Genomic DNA, 15,951 nt, shown 5'->3' with positions numbered 1-15,951 from the left:
CAGATTTTACCAAGGCCTGCTGCGCGGGCCTTTTGACAAGGAGTGTTCGTTTTGACTGAGCCTCTCAATGTGCCACCGTCACTCACTGCTCAGGTCGAGCGCTTGCTGCCTAGCGCCCGCCTGGGCCGGTTGGGGCGGCTGCGGCGTGGATTGGAAAAAGAGGGATTGCGGGTGGACGCCAACGGCCATATCGCCCAGACCCCCCATCCCGACGCGCTTGGATCGAAACTGACCCATCCGCATATCACCACCGACTACTCGGAATCACTGCTGGAGTACATTACCCCGGTCTACTCCGAGCCTCGGGAGGCGCTGGCGTTTTTATCCGACCTGCACACCTTTACCTACCAGCATCTGGACAACGAGTGGATCTGGCCGGGCAGCATGCCCTCCAGGCTGTCAGGGAACGACAGCGTGCCTATCGCCGATTACGGTTCTTCGAATGTCGGCACCATGAAGCATGTCTATCGAAAAGGGCTGGATGTTCGCTACGGGCGCATCATGCAGGCCATTGCCGGGGTGCACTACAACGTATCGCTGCCCGAGGATATGTGGCACGCCCTGCGCGAGCTTGAGAAAGCCACCAATATCCCGTTCAACGACTACCGCTCCACGCGCTACTTCGGCATGATCCGGCATTTTCGGCGTCACAGCTGGCTGCTTTTGTATCTTTTCGGCGCCTCGCCTGCGATCGATAAAAGCTTTCTGCCGGATGGCAAGATACCCGACAAGCTCGAGCCGTTGGGCGACGATACCTACTACGCTCCCTATGCCACCACGCTTCGCATGTCGGATCTGGGCTACCAGAACAAGGTGCAGGAGCAGCTCAAGATCTGCTTCAACTCGCTATCGAATTACGTCAACACGTTGCGCCACGCCATCTCGTCGCCCTGGCCGGACTACGAGAAACTGGGGGTCAACATCGACGGCGAGTGGCGTCAGCTCAATGCCAATATCCTGCAGATCGAAAACGAGTACTACAGCGACATACGCCCCAAGCGCGTGGCCAGGCACAACGAAACGCCAAGCCAGGCGCTCGAGGCGCGCGGCGTCGAGTATATCGAAGTGCGCTGCCTGGATTTGAACCCCTTTGATCCACTCGGCGTCACCGAAGACCAGATGCGCTTCGTCGATACCTTCCTGCTCTGGTGTCTGCTGAGCGATAGCCCCTGGATTTCCGATGAGGAGTGCGACCGCCTGGACGACAACCGTCGTCTGGTCGTCGAGCGCGGCCGCGACCCGGCACTCAAGCTGCTGCGTGACGGTGAAGAGATCTCGCTGCCCGCCTGGGGCGAACAGATCTTTGCCGAAATGGGCGAGGTGGCCCGCCTGCTGGATGCGGTGGAGGAGAGCGCTTTGCACCAGGCGGCGTTGGCCGCACTCGCCCCGCGGCTTCAACATCCCGAGCAGACACTCTCCGGCCAGATGCTGGCGCGTTTGAAAGAGGGTAACGGCTCACTCAGCGATACGCTTTTGGCGCTTGCTCAGGAGCAGAGCCAGGCGCTGAAATCGACGCCCATGCTGCGCTCCCGCGAGGCATTGCTGGCGCAGTTGATCGAAACCTCGCACCAGCAGCAGCACGATATCGAAGCGGCGGATGAGACATCCTTCGATGAGTTTCTGGATCGATACTTTACCAAGGCCCGCGAAACGCGCGCCTTTTCGGCGATCACGCCAGAGGAATCAGAATGATAGCTTCCGCCATCCGTCCCATCGCCTGGGGCGGCGTTGCCTTCTGTGCACTGATGATGACGGTGGCACTGGTCCTTGAGCACCTGGTGGGACTGGACCCGTGCCCGCTGTGTATCTTCCAGCGTGTCGCGGTCATTGCAGCCGGCATCATCTTCTTGCTCGCCGCGCTGCATAACCCTAAAGGGACGGTGGGTAAAAGCGTATACGCTGTGTTAGGGCTTTTAAGCGTGGGTACCGGTGCGTTCATCGCCGGGCGCCACGTATGGCTTCAGCACCTGCCCGCCAGCGAGGTTCCCTCCTGCGGGCCGGGCCTTGATTACATGATGGATATCCTGCCCATGCAGGAGGTCGTCGCCATGGTGCTCACCGGCTCCGGCGAGTGCGCCGAGATCGACTTTACCTTCCTGGGTCTGTCGCTGCCGGCCTGGACACTGCTCGGTTTCATCATTCTCGCGGCGGTGCCGCTGCGTATGCTGTGGCTGGCGTTTCGCCATCGGTAGAGGAGAGCGGGCGTGCTTTATCGACATTACGCGACGCAAGAAGACATTGACCGGGCTTACGACCCGATGCTCGGGCGAGACCCCAGCGTACTGGTCAGTGATTGGCGCAAGCGCAGCGAAGTATCGCGTGCCAGGCACCGCGTAACCCAAGACCTGGCTTACGGGCCTACCCTGGCCGAGCGGATGGATATCTTTCATGCATCGCGCCCGCAAGCGCCGGTACATGTGTTCTACCACGGCGGCTATTGGCGCTCGCTTGGTCATCGTGAATTCAGTTTTATCGTCGATGGCCTGGTGGCGTCGGGGATTACCGTCGTCGTGGTCAACTATGCGCTGTGCCCGCAGGTACGCTTTAGTGAACTGGTTCGTCAAAGCCAGGCGGCAATCGCCTACGTTTACCGAAACGCCGCTGACCTGAATGTCGACCCTGACCAGTTGAGTGTGTCAGGCCATTCCGCGGGCGGGCACCTGTGCGCGATGCTGGTCGCAACGGACTGGGCGCGTGTTTTTGGCTTGCCCAATCACATGATTCGCGGCGCGCTGTGTGTAAGCGGGCTTTATGACCTGCGCCCGTTTCCATGGTCGTGGCTGCAGCCCAAGCTTCAATTGACCGGACGCGAGGTCGAGGAGTTCAGCCCCTTGGGGTTGACGCCATATGTTCAGGTGCCCGTTCATCTGGTAGTAGGCGGGCAGGAGCCCGAAGGGTTTGAACAGCAGATGGTCGATTTCGGTAATCATCTGGCGCAAGCGGGCCAGCAGGTGGGCCAGCACAGATTCGAAGAAGACGACCATTTCTCGATTCTCGAGCACTACCGGGAAGGTAGCTGCTTTGTTGAGTGGATTAAAGCGTTTCACGCTATTGGATAGCGCCTCGGCTGGGGCGCTATCCATGTGGCAGCTCAGGTCTTGGGAGTTGGATCCTGGGGAATTGGATCCTAGAGAATCAGGCCCTAGGGAATGACCGCCGTGGCTTCGATTTCCACCTTGGCCTCGTCTTCGACAAGCCCGGCTACCTGCACCATGGTCATCGCCGGGAAATGCTTGCCCAGCACCTCACGATAGGCCGCTCCCACTTCCTTGAGGCGCGCTAGATACTCTCGCTTGTCTGTTACATACCAGGTCAAACGAACGAGATGTTCCGGCCCGGCATTGGCTTCTTTCAGGATGGTTACAATGTTTTGCAGCGCCTGATTGACCTGAACGACAAAGTCGTCGCTCTCGAAGCGCTGATCGGCGTTCCAACCGATCTGACCCCCTACAAACACCGTCTGCCCGGAAGCCACCACGCCATTGGCGTAGCCGATGGCAGGCTTCCAGTGGGAAGGGTGAAGAAGCTTTAGAAAGCTTGAGTCGCTCATGAGAATTATCCTTGTCAGTTATCTAGGGTAATGTGCTGGCGTATCCCTTCGGCCCAGGGTATCGAGTGACCGCTATCGAGATCCATGAACACCAGGGTGGAACGGCTGGTCAGTCGCTTCTGCTCATCGCAGTAAGCAGTGATTAGAAGGGTCAGGCTGCTGCGGCCGATGGCCTCTACCGCAAGCTCGAACCGGAGCAGCTCGCCCAGGCGGCTAGGCGCATGAAACTGGGTCTCGATCGAGACCGTAGGCACGCCCTGGCCGGTTTCCACATGCAGATGATTGAAGTCGTGGTGCAAGACCTCTTCGAACCAGTCTTCGACCACTGAATTTATCATCTCGAAATAACGCGGGTAAAACACGATCCCCGCCGGGTCGCAGTGCTGAAAACGGACTTTTCGCTGTGTGGTAAAAGGCATCGGTTGTCTCTTTGCCGGGTTGTTCGGTTACACGCCCAGGTAGCGGTCACGGATGCTGGCGTCCAGGGCGCCGGGCTTGTCATCCCACACGGTGCAGCCTTTCTCCAGGATGGTGCAGCGGTCGGCAATCGGCAGTATCTCGCTCAACGATTTATCGACCAGCAGGGTGGCCTGACCCTGCTCCTTGAGCAGGCGAATCGCCCGCCAGATTTCCTGTCGAATGACCGGCGCCAGCCCTTCGGTGGCCTCATCGAGCACCAGAAGGCGTGGATTGGTCATCAGCGCCCGGCCAATGGCCAGCATCTGCTGCTCGCCGCCGGAAAGCGTCTTGGCCATCTGGGTGCGGCGCTCTTCCAGGCGCGGAAACAGTGTCTCCACCTTGTGAAGCGTCCAATCCCCCGGGCGGGCGGTAACCTGCAGATTTTCACGCACTGTCAGATTGGGAAAGCAGCGCCGCCCCTCCGGCACCAGACCCAGCCCCGCCTTGGCGATGCGGTAAGCGGGCAGGCGGCACAGATCCTTGGATTCAAACTCGATGGTGCCGCCGCTTGCCGGCGTAAGGCCAAATATCGAGCGAATGGTCGTGGTCTTGCCCATGCCGTTGCGGCCCATCAAGGCCACCATTTCGCCGGCCTTTACCTCGAGGCTTACACCGAACAGCGCCTGGGAGGGGCCGTAGAACGTTTCGATATCGGCAACCTTAAGCATTGGAGTCTCCCAGGTAGGCTTCACGCACGCGCGGGTCTTGCTTGATCGTATGGCTATCGCCGTGGGCGATGATGCTACCCGAGACCAGCACCGAGATGCGGTCGGCCAGGCGAAACACCGCTTCCATGTCGTGCTCGATCAGCAGGATCGGCACTTCCCGCTTGAGCACCTCGAGAAGCTCGGTCAGTTTGGCCGAGCCTTCCGGCCCAAGCCCCGCCATGGGCTCATCGAGCAGCAGGGCGCGGGGCTTGAGCGCCAGGGCACAAGCCACCTCCACCTGGCGGCGCTCGCCGTGGGAAAGCTCGAATACCGGCGTCCAGGCGCGATGAGAAAGTTGCATGTGCTCCAGCGCCTGGTAGGCGGGCTCGAGCAGTGCCGCATCGCGGGAAACGCGCTTGAGGAAGCGGAAACTGTGCCCCTGCAGCGCCTGTACGCTCATCATCACGTTGCGCATCACCGAGAGCGGCTCGGCCAGCGACGATACCTGAAAACTGCGCCCGAGCCCCAGGCGCGCGCGCTGGGCCACGCTCATGGTGGTGATGGTGGTACCCGCCAGGTGGACGCTGCCTTCGTCCGGGCGGATATTGCCGGCGATCTGGCCGATCAGGGTCGATTTGCCCGCGCCGTTCGGGCCGATCAAGGCATGAATCTCCCCCGGGCGTAAATCCAGCGACACATCGTTGGTCGCGTGCAGAGCGCCAAAGCGCTTGTGCAGGTGCTCAAGTGAAAGGACCGTATCATTCATGGCGTTCTCTCCCGGCCAGCAACCCCATGACGCCGTGCTGGGCAAACAGCACCACCCCCAGCAGCACCAGGCCCAGGAAAAACTGCCAGTACTGCGTGACCCCGCCCAGGAGTGTCTCCATCATCACGAACAGTACCGCCCCGGCCAGCGGCCCATAAAGTCGCCCGACACCGCCCAGAATCACGATGACCATCAGCTCGCCGGAGAAATGCCAACTGAGTACGGTGGGGCTGACGAAACCGTTCAAATCCGCGTAGAGCGCTCCGGCAAGCCCGGTAATGGCCGCGGAAATGACGAAAGCCACCAGGCGGATGGGGTAGGGGCTGATGCCCGACGTGGCCAGACGGACGTCGTTGAGCCTTGCCATGGTCAGCGCTGCGCCAAAGCGTGATTTCATCAGCCGCGAGGTCAGCGCCATGGCCAGTACCAGGCCGATGAAGCAGATCAGAAAATAGGTCAGTGCGTTGCTGGTATCCAAAAGCGGCAGTGTGTTGCGGATATAGATCGGCAGGCCGTCCTCGCCGCCGTAGGTGGGCCAGGAGTTGGCGAAGTAGTAGATCATCTGGGCAAAGGCGAGGGTGATCATGATGAAATACACCCCGGTCGTGCGCAGCGAAATGGCGCCGATTACCAGGGCCAGCAGGGCACACAGCAACGCCGCTGCCAGCCAGATGACCAGCAGATTATCGCTGCCCGGTACGCTGATGGGCCAGCTCATGACGGGCGTGAAATCAAAAGCGTGGTAAGCGCTGATACCGGCGACGTAACCGCCGAGGCCAAAGTAGGCCGCGTGGCCGAAGCTCACCATGCCGCCATAGCCAATCGCCAGGTTAAGCCCCACTGCCGCCATGGCGATGATGGTAATACGTGATGCCAGGTTGACGTAGTAAAGATGCCCCAGGAAGTAGGCCACCACCGGCAGTACCAGCAGCAGGCCGAGCAGGACCATCTGCACAAGCCCCTTGCGGTCAAAATGGCGCTCGGTTCCCGGGGCCTTTACGGCACCGGGGGCGCGTCGGGAAGTCGTGTCAGTCATGAGCGGAGAACAATCCTTTTGGCTTGAACGCAAGAATGATTGCCATGAGGATATAGATCAGCATGGCCGCCAACGCAGCGCCTACCCCGGATGCCTCGGAAGGCGGCATGAACGCACGAAAGAATATCGGCAGATAGACGCGCCCGAGGGTATCCACCACGCCCACGAGCAAGGCACCCAAAAGTGCACCCTTGATCGAACCGATGCCGCCGATGACGATTACCACGAAGGCCAGAATCAGCACCGGCTCGCCCATCCCCACCTGAACCGACTGCAAGGCGCCCACCAGCGCCCCCGCCAGCCCGGCAAGGCCAGCGCCGAGGGCAAACACCACCGTATAGAGCTTGGAGATGTTCACCCCGAGCGCACCGATCATCTCGCGGTCGCTTTCGCCGGCGCGGATACGCATTCCCAGGCGCGTTCTGGAAATCAAGACGTAGAGCGCAATGGCAATGACGATACCCACGCCGATCAATACCAGCCGGTAAATGGGGTAGCGGGTGTCACCGGGCAGCGTCACGAAGCCGGTCAGCCAGGACGGCGGGCTGAGCCGCAAGGGGGACGACCCGAAAATCCAGCGTGTGCCTTCCGAAAAGATGAGAATCAAGGCGAAAGTGGCCAGCACCTGGTCCAGATGCGGGCGGTGATAGAGGCGGCGTATGACGATCAGCTCCACCAGTGCCCCCGCCACGGCCGCCGCCGCCATGCCTGCTGCAAGTCCGATCAGAAACGAGCCGGTTGACGCGGTCACTGCTGCGGTCGCGTAGGCGCCCACCATGTAGAAGGAGCCGTGGGCTAGATTGATCAACCCCATCACGCCGAACACGAGCGTAAGGCCGCTGGCCATCAGAAACAGCATCGTGCCAAGCTGCACGCCGTTGAGTAATTGCTCGATTAGCAGAGTAACGGACACGTTGGGTATCCTTGATCGAGTGAAGAGAAGGGCCGGGTATCAGCGCCCGGCCCGAGTGAATCACATCTGGCACTGCTCGTAATAGACGTCCTGAATGTCTTCGATGGCAACGCCAATCAACCGATTGGTTGGCTGGCCGTCGTCACCCTCGACGACTTCACGCACGTAGATATCCTGGATCGGATGATGGTTGGGGCCGAAGCGGAACTCGCCACGCACGCTGTCAAACTCCGCCGCCCGCAGCGCTTCACGAAAGGCGTCCTGGTCATCCGGGTGGGTGGTTTCAAGCGCGCTCAGAATCAGGTTGGCGGTGTCGAAGCCTTGAGCGGCATACAGGGTGGGCGTGCGGCTATAGGCCTCGCGGAAGCTATCCACGAACTGATGATTGGTTTCGTTATCCAGGTCGTAGGCCCACAGGGAGGTATTGCGCGCCCCGATGGCGGCGCTGCCGACGGCCTTGATCAGAATTTCATCGAACGAGAACGCCGCGCCAAAGATCGGAATGTCCACGCCAGAGCTTTCCCACTGCTTCATGAAAGAGATGCCCATGCCGCCGGGCAGGAAGAAGAACAGGCTGTCGGCGTCGCTGGCACGGATCTGGGCAATCTCGGCGGCGTAGTCGGTCTGGCCCATCTGGGTATACAGCTCGTCGACGACCTCACCTTCGTAAAGGTGCTTGAAGCCGGCCAGGGCATCGGTGCCTGCCGGGTAATTGGGCGCCATGATGATGGGGCGCTCGAAACCTTCGTCACGCATGTAAGCGCCCATGGCACCGTGCAGGTTGTCGTTCTGATAGGCCACGTTGAAATAGTTCTCGTGACACATGCGCCCGGCAAGATCCGAAGGACCGGCGTTGGGCGAAAGATAGAAGGTACCCTGGCGGGTAACGGCAGGCACCACGGCCATGGCCAGGTTCGACCAGATGATGCCGGTCATGATGTCCACGCCGTCGCGCTGCATGAACTCGTTGGCGAGGCTGCGCGCCAGGTCCGGGCGGTTGGCGTCATCCTGAATAAGTACTTCGATGTCGTCGCGGCCCGACTGCTCGATAGCCAGCATGAAGCCATCGCGAACATCCACCCCCAGGTGAGAGCCGCCCCCGGAGAGCGTCGTGATCATGCCGATTTTGACATCGTCAGCCTGAGCTGCCATCACGCTGGATGAAAGCAGCAGGCCAAGGCCGAAGCGGGTAATGTTTTTCATGTTGATTCCCTCATTTTGTTGACGTTTTATGGCTGAGAGGTGGTCTGGTTGATGCTCGGTGCGCTGCTGTCGCTATCCTCGCGGGTTTGGGTCAGCCGAAAACGCTGCACCTTGCCGGTGGCCGTTTTGGGCAACGTATCGATAAAGCGTACCGAGCGCGGGTATTTGTAGGGCGCAATCGTTTGTTTTACAAAATCTTGCAGCGCCTGCCTGCAGGCATCATCTTCTTCAAATCCAGCGTTTAATACCACAAAGGCTTCGACGACCTGGCCGCGCTGCGCGTGCGGGGCGCCAATCACGGCGCACTCCTTGACCGCGGGGTGGGCAAGCAAGGCCGACTCCACCTCGGGGCCGGCGATGTTGTAGCCTGCCGAGATGATCATGTCATCGTTGCGGGCCGCGAAATGGAAGTATCCCTCGTCGTCTTTAAAAAACGCGTCTCCGGTAATGTTCCAGCCGTCCTTGACGTAATGACGCTGGCGTCGGTCGGCCAGATACCGGCACCCCGTGGGACCGCGTACAGCAAGCTTGCCTATGGAGCCCACGGGCACGTCCTGCATCTCGCTATCCACGATACGCGCCTCGTAGCCGGTGACCGGTTTGCCGGTACAGTTGGGGCGGTGGTCATCCAGGCGATTGGAAATGAAGATATGCAGCATTTCCGTGGCGCCGATCCCGTCGATGATGGGCGTGCCGGTCTGCTTGATCCAGTCGTGATAAATCGGCGCCGGCAGGGTTTCACCGGCAGATACCGCCACGCGCAGGCTGCCAAGATCCTCATGGCGGGTGGGGGAGGCAAGCATCGCTCGGTAGGCGGTAGGTGCCGTGAATACCACCGTCGCCCGATACTCGCGAATGATCTCCATCATGTTGGGCGGGGAAGCATGCTCGAGCAGTACGGCACACGCCCCAAAGCGCAGTGGAAAGATCGCCAGGCCCCCCAGCCCGAAGGTGAATGCCAGCGGTGGCGAGCCCACGAAAACGTCATCAGCGGTTACCTTGAGCACGTCCTTGGCGTAGCCATCGGCAATCATCAAGAGATCACGATGAAAGTGCATGGTGGCCTTGGGCGAGCCGGTGGTGCCTGAAGTAAAGCCCAGAAGCGCTACGTCATCGGCGGCGGTATTCACCGCTTCGAAATCCGCAGGTTTGCCGAGTGCCAGTCGGTCAAGCTCGGCCTCGTGGCTTGACGTACCGTCGAAGCCCACGATGCGCGCAAGCCCCGGGCTTTGCTGCTGGCACTGGTGAAGCTCGTCGAGAAGGCGGGTATCACACAGGGCGAGATGCACCTTGGCCTTGTCGATAACCTGAGTAAGCTCCTTGGCGCGCAGCATCGGCATGGTATTGACCACCACCGCACCCACCTTGGTGGCCGCCAGCCAGCAGGCGACCATCGCCGGGTTGTTGGCCGAACGTATCAGCACGCGGTGGCCGGGAATGACGCCCAGGTCCTCTACCAGAACGTGCGCCAGGCGATTCGTCCACTCGGTGAGCTCCTGGTAGGTGCGCCGGCGCCCGTTGCCGGCCAGGGCAATTCGGTCACCCAGGCCTTGAGACACCAGGCGGTCGCAAAGCTCGACGCCGGCGTTGAGCCGTTCTGGGTAGTCATGGCCCGAGCGCAGAAACTCAGGCTGGTCTTCAATGGGTGGCAGGTTATCTCGGGCAAACGTATCTAGATGAGCCGACTCGATGTACATGACCAACCTCCGTATTTAGTGTCGTTGTTTATTCCCGCAAGCGCCTGGGAGGCGCTTGCGAGATACGGTGTCTGGCGTAGTGCGTGATTACGGTTATTGTTATTGTTGATATTGTTATTGCCGATATGGTTACGGCTGTTAGCGCGTTAGCATGTTGCGATATTCGGTACTGGGCGGTTTACTCCTCGGCAAGCAGGCTGCGGGCGATTACCACCTTCTGCACGTCAGATGCGCCTTCGTAGATTCGCAGCGCACGAATTTCGCGATACAGGCTTTCGATGATATGGCCCTTGCGCACGCCATCGCCGCCGTGCAGCTGCACCGCCTGGTCGATGACCCGCTGAGCCTGATCCGTGGCAAAGAGCTTCGCCATGGCCGCTTCACGGGTCACCCTCTCGGCTCCCTGATCCTTGGTCCAGGCGGCGCGGTAAACCAGCAGCGCCGCGGCATCCACGTTCAGCGCCATGTCCGCCAGGTGGCCCTGGACCATCTGCAAATCCGAGAGGGCGGCGCCGAAAAGCTCGCGGGAGCGACTGCGGGTCAGCGACTCATCGAGCGCTCGGCGGGCAAAGCCCAGCGCCGCCGCGCCGACCGTCGAGCGAAACACATCGAGCACCGACATGGCGATGCGAAACCCCTGCCCGAGCTTGCCGATCAACGCGCTTTCCGGCAGGTACATGTCGTTGAACCCGATGCGCGCCAGCGGGTGGGGCGCCACCGCCTCCAGCCGCTCGCGTATTTCCAGCCCCGGCGTATCCGCGGGTACCAGAAAGGCCGAAAGGCCTTTGGCCCCGGGGCCTTCGCCGGTGCGGGCGAACACCGTATAGATATCCGCAATGCCGCCGTTGGATATCCAGGTCTTCTCGCCATTGAGCCGGTAGCCTTGCCCATCGCGCTCGGCAAGCGTATCCAGCTGCGCCACGTCCGAGCCGGAGCGCGGCTCGCTCAGGGCGAAAGCGGAAATCGCTTCGCCCCGTCGGGTCTTGTCCAGCCAGCGTTTCTGTTCTTCGTTGCCGTAAAGGCTGATTGCCCCGGTGCCGAGTCCCTGCATGGCAAAGGCGAAATCGGCCAGCCCGTCGTGGCGGGCGAGGGTTTCACGAATCAGGCAAAGGCTGCGTACATCGATATGCTCGCCGGCGGTGCCTGCCAGAAAGCCGGCCTTGCCCAGGTCGCGCACCAGCGCGATGCAGGTGGCATCCACGTCATCATGCTCGCGAGGCAGCGCCTCACGGCACCAGGCTTCGAGTTTGTCGGCAAGCTCGCGGTGGCAATCTTCGAAAAACGGCCAGTGTAGAAAACGCGTATCGCTCATCAGTCCCCCTTGAACTCAGGTGTTTGCTTGGCGACAAAGGCCCGGTAGGCGCGTTCGAAATCCCGGGTCTGCATGCAGATCGCCTGGGCCTGGGCTTCGGATTCGATGGCCTGATCGAGGCTCATCGACCACTCCTGGTTGAGCTGTGTCTTGGTGATGCCGTGGGCAAAGGTAGGACCTTGGGCCAGGCGAGTAGCGTAGGCGAGGGCGTCCTCTTCAAGGGTGGCGGGTTCGACCACGCGGTTATAGAACCCCCACTGCAGGCCTTCCTCGGCGCTCATGCTGCGCCCGCTGTAGAGTAGATCCGCCGCGCGGCCCTGGCCGATGATGCGCGGCAGCATGGCGCAGGCACCCATATCGCAGCCTGCAAGCCCCACGCGGGTGAACAGAAAGGCCGTACTGGCGCGAGGCGTGGCAAAGCGGATATCCGAGGCCATGGCGATGATCGCCCCGGCACCCACGCAGATACCGTCGATGGCGGTGATGATCGGCTTGCCGCAGTAAAGCATCGCCTTGACCAGATCCCCGGTCATGCGGGTGAATTCGAGCAGGCCCTTCATGTCACGACCTACCAACGGCCCGATGATTTCGTGCACGTCGCCGCCGGAGCAGAAGTTTTCGCCATTGGCGGTAAACACCACGGCGTGGACGTCCGAGGCGTAGGCCAGGTCGCGAAAGGTATCGCGAAGCTCGGCGTAGCTTTCAAAGGTCAGCGGGTTCTTGCGCTCGGGGCGGTTCAGCCGAATGACGGCGACGCTGCCTCTCATTTCCCAGATAAAGTGTTCGGGAGTCAGTTCAGCCATGCGCTTCATGTTGTTGTTTTCGCCTCTGGTCATTAGTCGGGGTCGTGGGTAGTGGTCGGCAGGCAGTGCAGCAGCTCGCCGATATGGTGGGCGTCCTCTTCTCCCACGCCTTCGAAAAGGTCATTGATCCAGCGCTCATGCTCGACGGCCATGGCGCTGAATAGCTCGCGGCCGGTGTTGGTCAGACATGCTCGCGTGGCGCGGCGGTCGCCTTCGATGGCAATTCGCTCCACCGTGCCGTCATCTACCAGCCGGTCGACAATGCCGGTGACATTGCCGTTGGAAACCCGCAGCCGCTTGGAGAGCTCGTTCATCTTGAGGCCGTCTTTATCAGCGTAAAGAGCGGCCATCACGTCAAAGCGTGGCAGTGTCGTGTCGTGTTCGGTGCGCAGGCGCTCGCGCAGAATGGATTCCGTCTGGCGGGTCACCCGCAGCATGCGCAACCACAAGCGCAGGCGCTCCTTGCTCAGGCTCTGTGCCGTCATACTTCGCCTCCAGAAATGGAAATGGCCTGCCCGGTGATGGCACCGCTGTTCGGCCCGCATAGCCACAGCGCCGTGGCAGTCACTTCGGCGGGCGTCACCAGGCGCCCTGTCGGGTTGGTGGATTGAAAGTGGGCGGTGGCCTGCTCGGCGGATTGGCCGGTCTTGGTCACGATATTGTCAACGCTTGCCGCCAGCAGTGGGGTATCGGTAAAGCCGGGGCAGAGCGCGTTGACCGTCATGTTGCGGCCGGCAGTTTCCGCTGCCAGCGCCCGCACCAGGCCGACTACACCGTGCTTGGCCGCGCAATAGGCGCCCACGTAAGCGTAGCCCTTGAGCCCGGCGGTGGACGCCACGGCCATCATTCGCCCGCCATCGTTGAGCCGCTTCAGCCCTTCGCGCAGAGTGAGAAATACCCCGCTCAGGTTGACATCCAGCATGCGCTGCCACTGCTCGAAAGACGTCTTGGCAAAAGGCGCGCTTTCCGCGGCCCCGGCGTTGGCGATGACGATATCCATGCTTCCGAGCGACTCGAACAGCGCCACCATGGCGGCTTCGTCGGTAACGTCCACTACTTCGTATCGAAGCCCGTCATGCTCCCGGGTGAGCGCTTCAAGCACTTCCTGGCGGCGGCCGGTGATCGTGACGTCCGCCCCCGCCCTGGCAAAGGCCAGCGCCATGTCCGCACCGATACCGCTGCCGCCGCCGGTGATGACCACCCGCTTGCCGCTCAGGTGTTCTGCCGTCTGGTTCATATCCAGCCCTCGTTACGTTCGGCCAGGCGCTTCAGCTGAGCGCCGCCGGCTCGGTAGGGCGCGGGCCACTCCACTTCATCATCACCCAGCGAGGCTGCCACGTGCAGCGTCCAGTAAGGGTCGGCCAGGTGCGGGCGGGCGATGCACACCAGATCTGCCCGGCCGGCAATCAGAATCGAGTTCACGTGATCTGCCTGGTAGATATTGCCCACGGCCATGGTGGCAATGGGCGTTTCGTTGCGGATGCGATCAGAAAAGGGGGTCTGGAACATGCGCCCATACACCGGCTTGGCCTGGGTGGAGGTCTGCCCGGCGGAGACGTCGATGATGTCGACTTCGGCGTCGCGCAGCCGTTTGGCGATCTCGACCGCCTCATCCGGCGTGACGCCTTCATCGCCACGCCAGTCGTTGGCGGAAATACGCACGGCGAGCGGCTTGTGGGCGGGCCAGGTGTCGCGTACCGCCTTGATGACCTCCAGCGGATAGCGCAGGCGGTTATCCAGCGAGCCGCCGTACTCGTCATCGCGCCGGTTGGTAAGCGGGGTAATGAACGACGAGAGCAGGTAGCCGTGGGCTGCGTGAATCTCGATCATGTCGAACCCGGCGCGCTCGGCCATGCGAGTCGCTTCGACGAACTCATCGCGTACGCGGTCCATGTCGTCGCGGGTCATGGCGCGGGGCACCTGATTACGCTCGGCCCAAGGGTGCGCCGAGGCCGCCAATATCGGCCAGTTGGCGTCTCCCAGCGGCGCATCCATCTCATCCCAGCCTGGTTGCGTAGAGCCCTTGGGACCTGAATGGCCAATCTGCGCGCAGAGCTTGGCCTGGGTCTCTTGGTGGACGAAGTCGCACAACCGTTTCCACGCCGCTTCGTGTTCTGGCGCGTAGAGGCCCGGGCAACCGGGTGTGATCCGCCCGGTGGCGCTGACGCAGGTCATCTCGGTATACACCAGGCCCGCACCACCCTTGGCGCGCTCGGCGTAATGGCTGAAGTGCCAGTCGGTGGGGCAGCCGTCCACGGCCTTGTACTGCGCCATGGGGGAGACCACCACGCGGTTGATCAGGCGCATGTCGCGAAGCTGGTAGGGGGCGAACATCGGCGCCCGCGCGCTGCCTGAGTTGCCCGCCTGGGCCTGAAACCAGCGTTCGGCGCTTTCCAGCCACTGCGGATCGCGGGTGCGCAGGTTTTCATGACTGATCCGCTGGGAGCGGGTCAGCAGCGAGTAGTTGAACTGCACCGGGTCAAGGTCCAGGTAGCGCTTGATCTGTTCGAACCATTCGGTCGAGTTGCGCGCCGCCGACTGCAGGCGCAGCACCTCAAAACGGCGCTCTTCTTCGTAGCGGGCAAGCGCTGTCTGTGTGCTGTCTTCACTGTGCAGGTAGTGGGCCAGCGCGATGGCGCTTTCCAGGGCCAGCTTGGAGCCCGAGCCAATCGAGAAGTGGGCCGTGGCGGCGGCGTCTCCCATCAACACGACGTTTTCAAAACTCCAGCGCTCGCACAACACTCTCGGGAAGTTGATCCAGGCCGAACCGCGGATGTGATGAGCGTTGGTCATCAACGCATGGCCACCCAGGTGCTGGGCAAAGATGCGCTCGCAAAGCGCAATGGACTCCTGCTGGCTGAGTTCGCCAAACCCGAACGCCTGCCAGGTGGCTTCGCTGCACTCGACGATAAAGGTCGCGGTGTCGCTATCGAACTGGTAGGCGTGGGCCCATACCCAGCCGTGTTCGGTTTTCTCGAAGATGAAGGTAAACGCGTCGTTGAAGGTCTGGTGGGTACCCAGCCAGACGAACTTGCATGCCCGTACGTCGATATCGGGTTTGAAGTGTTCGGCGTAGGTCTGGCGGGTGCGTGAGTTGAGGCCGTCCGCGGCGAGTACCAGGTCATACTCACGCCGGTACTGTTCAATAGTGGCTTCGGTGGCATCGGTTTCAAAACGCATCTCGACGCCCAGCTCGCGGGCGCGCTCCTGCAAGAGAATCAGGAGTTGCTTGCGTCCAATACCGCAGAACCCATGGCCGGTCGAGACCGTCTTGACGCCTTGGTGAACGACCGAGATATCGTCCCAGTAGGCAAAATGCTCGCGAATGCGCTCGGCACTGACCGGGTCGTTGGCGGCCAGGTTATCCAGCGTTTCATCGGACAGCACCACGCCCCAACCAAAGGTGTCATCTGCACGGTTGCGCTCGATGACCACGATCTCGTGAGATGCCTCCTTGAGTTTCATGCTGATGGCAAAATAGAGGCCGGCAGGCCCTCCACCTAAGCAGGCGATTTTCATTATTGTTCTCCCTATGGACGCTCACTTGAGATTAAAAAATGTACAT

At 61.3% G+C, this 15,951-nt stretch carries 16 protein-coding genes; 3 read left to right on the top strand and 13 right to left on the bottom strand.

The window, feature by feature from the left end:
* Positions 1 to 51: 51 nt before the first annotated feature.
* Genes gshA through ACWF8S_RS11095 form a run of 3 tightly spaced genes read left to right on the top strand, consistent with a single transcriptional unit; the run spans position 52 to position 3,059 of the window.
* Positions 52 to 1,692: a glutamate--cysteine ligase gene (gene gshA, locus ACWF8S_RS11105; RefSeq protein ID WP_447553379.1), complete on the top strand. Its 1,641-nt coding sequence runs from the start codon at positions 52 to 54 to the stop codon at positions 1,690 to 1,692.
* Positions 1,689 to 2,192: a disulfide bond formation protein B gene (locus ACWF8S_RS11100; protein WP_447553378.1), complete on the top strand. Its 504-nt coding sequence runs from the start codon at positions 1,689 to 1,691 to the stop codon at positions 2,190 to 2,192. Before gshA ends, ACWF8S_RS11100 begins: the two co-directional genes overlap by 4 nt.
* Positions 2,193 to 2,204: 12 nt before the next feature.
* Positions 2,205 to 3,059 (top strand): alpha/beta hydrolase, encoded by an 855-nt coding sequence (locus tag ACWF8S_RS11095; protein WP_447553377.1) that lies wholly within the window; start codon positions 2,205 to 2,207, stop codon positions 3,057 to 3,059.
* A gap of 83 nt (positions 3,060 to 3,142) precedes the next feature.
* On the opposite strand, the gene ACWF8S_RS11090 is transcribed toward ACWF8S_RS11095, so the two are convergent.
* The 13 genes from ACWF8S_RS11090 to ACWF8S_RS11030 form a co-directional block, all read right to left on the bottom strand.
* Positions 3,143 to 3,550 (bottom strand): RidA family protein, encoded by a 408-nt coding sequence (locus tag ACWF8S_RS11090; protein ID WP_447553376.1) that lies wholly within the window; start codon positions 3,548 to 3,550, stop codon positions 3,143 to 3,145.
* Positions 3,551 to 3,564: 14 nt separating this feature from the next.
* Positions 3,565 to 3,969, bottom strand: coding sequence for an acyl-CoA thioesterase (locus ACWF8S_RS11085; RefSeq protein ID WP_447553375.1), 405 nt, complete (start codon positions 3,967 to 3,969; stop codon positions 3,565 to 3,567).
* A 27-nt stretch (positions 3,970 to 3,996) separates the two neighbouring features.
* The gene (locus ACWF8S_RS11080; RefSeq protein WP_447553374.1) at positions 3,997 to 4,677 is read right to left on the bottom strand and encodes an ABC transporter ATP-binding protein; all 681 of its coding nucleotides are present in this window, start codon (positions 4,675 to 4,677) and stop codon (positions 3,997 to 3,999) included.
* A complete protein-coding gene (locus ACWF8S_RS11075; protein WP_447553373.1) occupies positions 4,670 to 5,422 on the bottom strand; it encodes an ABC transporter ATP-binding protein in 753 nt (250 codons plus the stop codon). Before ACWF8S_RS11075 ends, ACWF8S_RS11080 begins: the two co-directional genes overlap by 8 nt.
* Positions 5,415 to 6,458 (bottom strand): branched-chain amino acid ABC transporter permease, encoded by a 1,044-nt coding sequence (locus ACWF8S_RS11070; RefSeq protein WP_447553372.1) that lies wholly within the window; start codon positions 6,456 to 6,458, stop codon positions 5,415 to 5,417. Before ACWF8S_RS11070 ends, ACWF8S_RS11075 begins: the two co-directional genes overlap by 8 nt.
* Positions 6,451 to 7,371 carry a branched-chain amino acid ABC transporter permease gene (locus tag ACWF8S_RS11065; RefSeq protein ID WP_447553371.1) on the bottom strand — a complete coding sequence of 307 codons (921 nt, stop codon included), beginning with the start codon at positions 7,369 to 7,371 and terminating at the stop codon, positions 6,451 to 6,453. Before ACWF8S_RS11065 ends, ACWF8S_RS11070 begins: the two co-directional genes overlap by 8 nt.
* 60 nt (positions 7,372 to 7,431) lie before the next feature.
* Positions 7,432 to 8,574, bottom strand: a complete 1,143-nt coding sequence (locus ACWF8S_RS11060) for an ABC transporter substrate-binding protein (protein WP_447553370.1) — start codon at positions 8,572 to 8,574, stop codon at positions 7,432 to 7,434.
* Positions 8,575 to 8,600: 26 nt separating this feature from the next.
* Positions 8,601 to 10,271 carry a benzoate-CoA ligase family protein gene (locus ACWF8S_RS11055; RefSeq protein ID WP_447553369.1) on the bottom strand — a complete coding sequence of 557 codons (1,671 nt, stop codon included), beginning with the start codon at positions 10,269 to 10,271 and terminating at the stop codon, positions 8,601 to 8,603.
* A gap of 178 nt (positions 10,272 to 10,449) precedes the next feature.
* The gene (locus ACWF8S_RS11050; RefSeq protein WP_447553368.1) at positions 10,450 to 11,583 is read right to left on the bottom strand and encodes an acyl-CoA dehydrogenase family protein; all 1,134 of its coding nucleotides are present in this window, start codon (positions 11,581 to 11,583) and stop codon (positions 10,450 to 10,452) included.
* Positions 11,583 to 12,419 carry an enoyl-CoA hydratase family protein gene (locus tag ACWF8S_RS11045; protein ID WP_447553367.1) on the bottom strand — a complete coding sequence of 279 codons (837 nt, stop codon included), beginning with the start codon at positions 12,417 to 12,419 and terminating at the stop codon, positions 11,583 to 11,585. Before ACWF8S_RS11045 ends, ACWF8S_RS11050 begins: the two co-directional genes overlap by 1 nt.
* Entirely contained in the window at positions 12,419 to 12,871 is a 453-nt protein-coding gene (locus ACWF8S_RS11040) for a MarR family winged helix-turn-helix transcriptional regulator (protein WP_447553366.1), read from the bottom strand. The genes ACWF8S_RS11045 and ACWF8S_RS11040 overlap by 1 nt, the downstream gene beginning before the upstream one ends.
* Positions 12,868 to 13,623: an SDR family NAD(P)-dependent oxidoreductase gene (locus tag ACWF8S_RS11035; RefSeq protein ID WP_447553365.1), complete on the bottom strand. Its 756-nt coding sequence runs from the start codon at positions 13,621 to 13,623 to the stop codon at positions 12,868 to 12,870. Before ACWF8S_RS11035 ends, ACWF8S_RS11040 begins: the two co-directional genes overlap by 4 nt.
* Positions 13,620 to 15,905: a bifunctional salicylyl-CoA 5-hydroxylase/oxidoreductase gene (locus ACWF8S_RS11030; RefSeq protein WP_447553364.1), complete on the bottom strand. Its 2,286-nt coding sequence runs from the start codon at positions 15,903 to 15,905 to the stop codon at positions 13,620 to 13,622. The genes ACWF8S_RS11035 and ACWF8S_RS11030 overlap by 4 nt, the downstream gene beginning before the upstream one ends.
* Positions 15,906 to 15,951 lie beyond the last annotated feature (46 nt).

The sequence above is a fragment of the Vreelandella xerophytica genome, assembly GCF_968048975.1.
The sequence above is the reverse complement of the archived record's forward strand: the minus strand, read 5'-3'. Positions and strand labels throughout refer to the sequence as shown.

What these genes read in the sequence shown, in the direction of transcription:
- ACWF8S_RS11055 (WP_447553369.1), bottom strand. Translation starts at nt 10,271, where the DNA reads ATGTACATCGAGTCGGCTCATCTAGATACGTTTGCCCGAGATAACCTG.
- ACWF8S_RS11030 (WP_447553364.1), bottom strand. Translation starts at nt 15,905, where the DNA reads ATGAAAATCGCCTGCTTAGGTGGAGGGCCTGCCGGCCTCTATTTTGCC.
- ACWF8S_RS11035 (WP_447553365.1), bottom strand. Translation starts at nt 13,623, where the DNA reads ATGAACCAGACGGCAGAACACCTGAGCGGCAAGCGGGTGGTCATCACC.
- ACWF8S_RS11045 (WP_447553367.1), bottom strand. Translation starts at nt 12,419, where the DNA reads ATGACCAGAGGCGAAAACAACAACATGAAGCGCATGGCTGAACTGACT.
- ACWF8S_RS11050 (WP_447553368.1), bottom strand. Translation starts at nt 11,583, where the DNA reads ATGAGCGATACGCGTTTTCTACACTGGCCGTTTTTCGAAGATTGCCAC.
- ACWF8S_RS11080 (WP_447553374.1), bottom strand. Translation starts at nt 4,677, where the DNA reads ATGCTTAAGGTTGCCGATATCGAAACGTTCTACGGCCCCTCCCAGGCG.
- ACWF8S_RS11100 (WP_447553378.1), top strand. Translation starts at nt 1,689, where the DNA reads ATGATAGCTTCCGCCATCCGTCCCATCGCCTGGGGCGGCGTTGCCTTC.
- ACWF8S_RS11060 (WP_447553370.1), bottom strand. Translation starts at nt 8,574, where the DNA reads ATGAAAAACATTACCCGCTTCGGCCTTGGCCTGCTGCTTTCATCCAGC.
- ACWF8S_RS11075 (WP_447553373.1), bottom strand. Translation starts at nt 5,422, where the DNA reads ATGAATGATACGGTCCTTTCACTTGAGCACCTGCACAAGCGCTTTGGC.
- ACWF8S_RS11090 (WP_447553376.1), bottom strand. Translation starts at nt 3,550, where the DNA reads ATGAGCGACTCAAGCTTTCTAAAGCTTCTTCACCCTTCCCACTGGAAG.
- ACWF8S_RS11040 (WP_447553366.1), bottom strand. Translation starts at nt 12,871, where the DNA reads ATGACGGCACAGAGCCTGAGCAAGGAGCGCCTGCGCTTGTGGTTGCGC.
- ACWF8S_RS11085 (WP_447553375.1), bottom strand. Translation starts at nt 3,969, where the DNA reads ATGCCTTTTACCACACAGCGAAAAGTCCGTTTTCAGCACTGCGACCCG.
- ACWF8S_RS11070 (WP_447553372.1), bottom strand. Translation starts at nt 6,458, where the DNA reads ATGACTGACACGACTTCCCGACGCGCCCCCGGTGCCGTAAAGGCCCCG.